The 7,040-nt window shown below is 44.6% G+C and carries 4 protein-coding genes; 3 read left to right on the forward strand and 1 reads right to left on the reverse strand.

The annotated features are described in order from the left end of the window. Positions 1-193: 193 nt before the first annotated feature. Positions 194-1,906 carry a hypothetical protein gene (locus tag KDK15_RS04220; RefSeq protein WP_257294115.1) on the forward strand — a complete coding sequence of 571 codons (1,713 nt, stop codon included), beginning with the start codon at positions 194-196 and terminating at the stop codon, positions 1,904-1,906. 162 nt (positions 1,907-2,068) lie between these two features. Beyond that, positions 2,069-3,835 (forward strand): hypothetical protein, encoded by a 1,767-nt coding sequence (locus tag KDK15_RS04225; RefSeq protein ID WP_257294116.1) that lies wholly within the window; start codon positions 2,069-2,071, stop codon positions 3,833-3,835. 54 nt (positions 3,836-3,889) lie between these two features. On the opposite strand, the gene KDK15_RS04230 is transcribed toward KDK15_RS04225, so the two are convergent. After that, entirely contained in the window at positions 3,890-5,284 is a 1,395-nt protein-coding gene (locus KDK15_RS04230; protein ID WP_257294117.1) for an L-cystine transporter, read from the reverse strand. Between the two features lie 717 nt (positions 5,285-6,001). On the opposite strand from KDK15_RS04230, the gene KDK15_RS04235 reads away from it, so the two are divergent. Then, positions 6,002-6,736: a hypothetical protein gene (locus KDK15_RS04235; RefSeq protein ID WP_257294118.1), complete on the forward strand. Its 735-nt coding sequence runs from the start codon at positions 6,002-6,004 to the stop codon at positions 6,734-6,736. Positions 6,737-7,040: the final 304 nt, after the last annotated feature.

Here is a 7,040-nt window from a genome sequence, read left to right on the forward strand (position 1 = left end):
CAAACGGGAGGACCTTTTTGGGCTAACTACTTAGTGCCTAAGGCGCTGGGTGATTTGGGCAATTTTTCTTTTATCGGGTTGATCAACTTGGTTTAACAAAAATAAACAAAGAATATCTGCAGATTATCCGTGAGCCGTTATTCTTTGCAGTAAAAAATCCACTTGAATGCTGACAGGGTAAAGCAAACCAACTATGGATACGATTACCAGTCACCCGGAATTGCCCGATCTCTCTGGGCAAACTCCCGCTCATAAATCAACCCAAACGGATCTTGACGCAGGAAGTTCCGGATCCCTGGGGCCTTATGAGATTAGTCGTGTAGATGAGGTGGTAATGTTTACCGGTTGTCTATCTGATAAAGAAATTACCGTAGAAAAGGGCAGGGTAGTCGTGAAGATTCATCCTGCTTTGAATGTTACCGCTCAGGACGAAGGGAACAATAGCAAATCTTTCAGCATCCGATTTCACAGCTTACCCGTGAATCAGGCATCCGTTAACGTGACAGAAGCCGGTGGCGAAGAAGACTTTGATTGGGATGACTATGCTGAATGTGTAAATTTGAACAACAATGAGTCAATCTCAGTGAATACAGCCTTTGGATCGCAAATTTCTCGAGATCCCGGTGCTAATAGTCATTCAGCAGTTCATGTTCATAGAGTCATCAGGCAATCAGTCCTGCCAGCAGTGAGTGAGGATTCGGTATCTTCGGATGCGAGTTTCACTGAAGGATTTGTTACCGATTCAGCCTTGGCAGTAACATCGTCTTCTCCTTGCAGAGAGTCTCACTATTCTACGGACTCTAACAGCAGTTCTTTGAATTCTGCCAGCAACAGTCTATTCAAAAATGGCCGGAAGATCTGCGAGATAGCTGAAATGATGAAATGTGATCCGCACCGAAGTAAAGACCCGGTATTTAAGGTAATGTTTAGTAGACTTATTAATTATGATGTGAGCAAAGCACCTGCCTGGTACAAAATTAAATACGCGAATAGACGGTTGTTGATAACTAAGGTTGAAAATTTCATTTTGAAAAGCCTTGCCAATGGTATGGGCTGTTTTAATGCTAATGATAAAGACATGCATCGTTTTACAGGTTCGGCTAATCTTTCGAGTTACCCGTTGAGTTCAAAATTTGTTTACTGTTACGAAAATAATATCAATATCTTCGAGCATATTTGTGAAGCTGTGGATCTGTTTACCAATGTCGAGAGTGGGGTTTACCAATGCTTTCGTGGGTCATCTAAAATAAATATCCTGGGTCGTACTGAGCTTTATGAAACACTGTCTTTTAATGAAAGCAATGAAAAATCAATCAAAAGCAAAAGTCGAAGTGGAGATTTGCAACTTTTATCTGATTGCTCTTCTGCAATTTTTTTCTTTTTCAGCAATTTTATATCGAAATTAGGGCATGCGATAGAATCAAAAAAATATAAGACAGAGAAGGCAGCGATTGCCAGAAAAATAGCTAAACATACGGTTTTGGAAAAAGAGAGAGGGGATTTTGATTTGTTAAATGCCTGTGTAAATTATAATTTGGCAGTCCGGTTGATCGAGAGAGAATATGGAATGACTGTTTTGGCTCGATACGATTCAGAAAGGAGGGCCGGTGAACAGGACGTCGAGTTTGACTATTCCGTTGAACCCGGGGATTTGGACGTTATAAAGCAGTTACTCGTCCTGATTGACGCTCTGGAGGAAGAAGGTCGAGCCATTATCAGTGACTACAAAACCTCTATTGATGCCCTGCCAAGAGTGGTAGAAGGTAAGAGATTTGAGGAAAGGGTGTTACATATGTTTGATAATGGTAGCGGTTATGCCAGTAAGCCATTACAGGGCATAAAGTCAACATTGACTACCATATTGGAAAATCATCCGGCTAACCTGAGCGGTTACCGGATTGGTTAATTACTTAATTACTCACATACTCAGAAAAACTTGCGGTTTAAATCAAGAGAGCAAGACCTTTTGTTTTAACAAAAATATACAAAGAATATCGGCAGATTATCCGGTAGCCGTTATTCTCCTAAGAAAGCTATCTGGTTGCTGATAGGGTAAAGCAAGTCGTTTATGGATACGGGTATCAATCACACTGAGTTGTTCGATCTTTCAGGACGAACTACCGTTCATAAATCAACTCAAACGGATACTTACGCAACAAGTTCCGGATTCTTGGGACCCTATGAGGTTAGTCGTGTAGATGAAGTGGTAACATTCACTGGTTGTTTATCTGATAATAAAATTTCCCTGGAGAAGGGAAGGGTGGTCGTGAAGATTCTACCTGCTTTGAATTTTACCTCTCAGGACGAAGGGGACAGTAGCAAATCTTTCAGCATCAGATTTCAAAGTTTACCCACGAATCAGGCATCAGTTAATGCGACAGAAGAGAGTGACGGTGAAGTTTTTACCCCGGATTCCCGGGATGAATGGATAACTTTGTACGATGACGCTTCAATTTCAGGGAATACAGTCCCCGGGGTTCAAATCTCTCGTGATTCGGGTGTTGACAGTCATTCGGTAGTTCATTTTCCGAGTGTCACTGGGCAGCCAGTCCTGGCAGGAATGAGTGAGGATTCGGTATCTTTGGATACGAGTGTCAGTGAAGGATCTTTTAGCGGTTCAGCCTTGACAGGAACAACGTCCTCCCCTGATAGAGCGTCTTCTCTTGATAGAAAGTCTTACTATTCTTTGAACTCTAACAGCAGTCCTTTGGATTCTGCCACTGACAGTCTAATTGCAACTTGCCAGGAGATCCGTCTAATTACAACTGACCAGAAGATCTGTCCATTTACCAATGGCCAGATAATTTGTGAGATAGCGGAAAAAATCCGTGATTCGCGTCCCTGTAATGACCCCGTATCCAGGGTGATAACTAGCAACCTTATCACTTATGATCCGGACAAAGCACCTGACTGGTACATAAATAAATATGAATTTCAACAGTCGTTGAGAGATTATATTGAAATTTTTATGTTGAAAAGCTTTGCTCGCTTGATGGGCTGTCATGCTAAGGGTAACCGTATCAATATTTTTGCCGGTTCGGGTAATCGATTGAGTCCAAAATTTATTTTCTGGATCGAACATGATAGCAGTGCCTTCGAGTGGATTTCTGAAGCTTCGCAGATGCTTGCCAGTTTCAAGAGGGATATTGACCAGTGCTTTCGTTGGGGAACTAAAACATTCATAAGTCGCCTTGAACTCTATGAGTCACTGTCTTTTAAAGAAAGTGATAAGGCAACTTTTAAAAGCATAAATCAAAAAGCAGAATCGCCATTGCCTTCAGATTGCTATCCCGGGATTATTTTCTATTTTCGCCATCTGATGTCGAAACTGGAGGAGACGATAAAAACAGAAAAATGCAGTGCAGGAAAGAGAGAGATTGCCAGAAAAATAGCTGACTATAAGATTTCGCAAAAACAGAGAGGGAATTTTGATTTGTTAAATGCCTGCGCAAATTATAATGTGGCGGTTGATTTGATCGAGAAAGAATATAAATCTACTGGTCTGTCTCAATACGATTCAAAAAGGAGGACTCTTAACGTGTTATCCGCCGAGGATAACTATTCCCTTGTTGCCCCCGGGGAGTTGGACGTTATAAGGCAGTTACTCTTCCTGATTGAAGCTCTGGAGGAAGAAGGTCGGGGCATTATCAGTGAATATGAAACATCTATTGATGCGCTGCCACGAGCGTTACAAGGTCGTAGCTTTGAGGAGAGGGTGTTACACATGTTTGATAATGGTAATGGTTATGTCAGCAGGCCATTAAAGAGCATAAAGTCAACATTGAATAACGTATTGGCAAATCATCCGGAGAACCTGAAGGGTTCACCGGATTGATTTATGGAAGAAAATACGCAGTCGTGGACTGATTCAGTTCATTGACCACAGACATCAGGAAACTGCATCCATATCCAGTTCAAGGCAAGCATTGTTGAAGGTTTCCATATTCACCTCGCCCATGGCACGGCCACTGACAAAGCCGGTGGTAATGGCACCACTGACATTGACGGCAGTACGGCCCATATCAATCACTGGCTCAATGGAAATTAACAGACCCGCCAGTTCAACGGGAAGGCCGAGGGCAGAAAGAACAATCAGTGCTGCAAAGGTTGCGCCACCACCCACACCCGCCACGCCAAACGAGCCAATGGCGATGGTAACTATCAGAGTACCGATAAAGCTCAGGCTGGTTGGGTCAATGCCCACCGTGGGGGCAATCATCACGGCCAGCATGGCCGGATAAATGCCCGCACAACCGTTCTGCCCAATGGTGGTACCAAAAGACGCAGCAAAGTTGGCCACGCCTTCAGAAACCCCAAGGCGCTGGGTGAGGGTCTGAATGGTCAGCGGCATGGTGCCAGCACTGCTCCGGGAGGTAAAGGCAAAAGTCAGCACCGGCAGGGTTTTCCTGATGAACTGGATGGGGTTGGCACCCACCAGGGTTACCATGAGCAGGTGAACCACAAAGACGGCAATCAGAGCTGCATAAGAGGCGATGACAAACTGAATCAGTTGCAGCATATAGGTGAAGTTACTGCCTGCCACCACTTTGGTCATCAAGGCCAGAATACCGAAAGGTGTCAGTCGCAATACCATCGTCACGATACGCATAACAATGGCGTGGGCAACGTCAACGGCTTGCTCAAAGCGGCCAGCTACTTCAGGCTGCTTACGATGCAGGCCCAGTACCGCGACACCAATAAAGGCGGAGAAAATCACCACGCCGATAATGGAAGTGCTGCGGGCTCCGGTCATATCCATGAACGGGTTGGCAGGGATCAGGCTGATCAGCATAGTGGGGAGTGACAGGTTTTCTAACCGGCTCACCGTGTTTAGCAGCTGCTCCCCACGAGCCGCTTCACGTACGCCGGAGGTAATGGACTCGGCACTCAAACCAAAGCCAAGGGCAGAAATAATACCAATGGCAGCAGCAATAGATACGGTAATCATCAGCAATGCCAGAATCCAGCCACTGATTTTGCCGAGGGTGTCAGCACCTTTCAGCTTCAGGATCGCTGAGATCACGGAGACCATGACCAGGGGCACCACAATCATCTTCAACAGGGCAACATAGCCGTTGCCGATAATGTTGAACCAGCTGATGGACTCGGTCAGGGTCTCAGAAGGGTAACCATAAAAAAACTGTAAACAGGCCCCGTAACCAACGCCCATACCCAGGGCGATAAAGACCCGCCGGGTGAACGGCAGGTAGTGTTTCTGGAACCGGTAGAGCAGGTAGAGCAAAGCTACCATGATGAAAATATTGGTCAGTACTGCTAAAGACATGGTTCTTAGTCCCTTCCTGTTTTAAAAGATGTTATCAATGAAGCCCGTTGCTGGCTGGTATGAAGATATGCTCAGCCCGCATCTCGGTTCGGGTATTAAGTTGAGACATAAGATCCATTACTTTAGTTTCATAAAGCCGCTGTGAATTCTGCAGCCTGCCCGCAGAAAGTTGGCCATTATTGAACACATTTACTGTGTGGGATCAGGTTAACCCTATGCTTTTTAGAATGTTTTTTGTAAAGGCTATGGTTTTATGGCATAAGGAAGTGTGTATCTTGAGGAGACTTTGTAAAGTCTGATACGAGTCAGATTTTCAATCGAATAAAGAGGCGTAAACGCTAACTCGTTTAAGGTTTAAGAATGTAGCCTGGTAATTTACCAATCCTGACTGCGAACTTATTAACAGCAGAGTTGTCTAGAATAGGCTCTGATAGGGATTTATATGGGAGCAAGGAAAATTAAGACAACAACCCTGGCAATTGAAACTTAAATATCATGGATACTCATTATCACTCGTCTGTCTGGCATCAGGTTCCCGGAGCAGGGCGGATGTCAGAACCTCCATTAGTTGACTCTTCCCGGAGAAGATCGCAAACAGATGTCGGTCTTGCACAGAGCCGGTTGAGCGCCTCTGCACCGGAAAGGGCTATTGATTCTTATGAAGTGCATCGGGTTTTTGCATCGAACAGAATCTCAGCGCTTACACTGCCAAGTCATATGAGAACGGTGGTTGGTCAGATTGCTCAACTGCAAAGAATTACAGGCACCGATTTTCATCAAATAGACCGTTATCGCATAAATAATGTTCGGATTCCTGTACTGAAAAATATCTTTTCAGAAGCCAGATGTGGAAAGCTTCCTTCGCTGTCTCAGCTTATTGAAAATAGAAAACTGCATATCAGTGGCTTAGGTGAAAAGTTCGGTGATCTTGTTGGGGAGCCTGTTCATATCTACCTCCATCTTTTATTGTTTTTGCATAATCGGGGAATACCAGACATTAAGCGTCTGGCGCCTTACCATGAAGTCAAGCAATCACTCATTGAATACTGGAACTTTCTCGTTTGTCCTGAACCCCTTGGGAAAAAAGTTCAAGAGCTTGGCAAACAAATATTAGGCAATCCCTTACCACCTGGCGATTTTCAAGGTCCCGATGACATTGATCCCGAAGAGGAAGAAAACTTACTCATCGCCTTTTCTATCTGCATGGAACAGGTTGAAGAAAAATATTGGCTGGAAAAAAACTCAGTCAGTCCATCCGGGCCTGCTTCCGGGAAAAGAACAAGTTCATCACTGACCAACAGGAATATGCTAAATCTGCTACGTGACTTTCTGTCTCTTAGCTACGATGGTAAGGCAGATAGAGTGGTGAGTTCATTGCCAGCAAGGGTAGTGCAGTTTTTAGATGTTGAGTTTGGCAATAGAACATTTCTGGGGCTTTTACAGGTTGGCTGATGAAGATGGTTATCCCGCATTACAGGAGCAGGTTTGTACCTGGCCACAGCACACCATAAATGGAGTGAACCTAATAATCATTTTGAGGTCAAATGGCAGTATTTAAAGTCCAACTCTGCAGGTTTTATTCTGAAATCAACCGCATCAACCTACGCCCACCCAAAGCCTGCTGGTGACCGACAAGCCGGTTCAAGCAGAGCTCCTAACCACTGCAGAAGGACCTTCAACGGTAAAAGAGTCTCGAACCGCCAGCCTCATAGAGGTAGCGCCGCCACTCCAGATGATGGCAAACAACTTGAAGACG

Origin of the sequence: Endozoicomonas sp. YOMI1 (assembly GCF_024606345.1) — a bacterium.
Lineage (GTDB): Bacteria > Pseudomonadota > Gammaproteobacteria > Pseudomonadales > Endozoicomonadaceae > Endozoicomonas.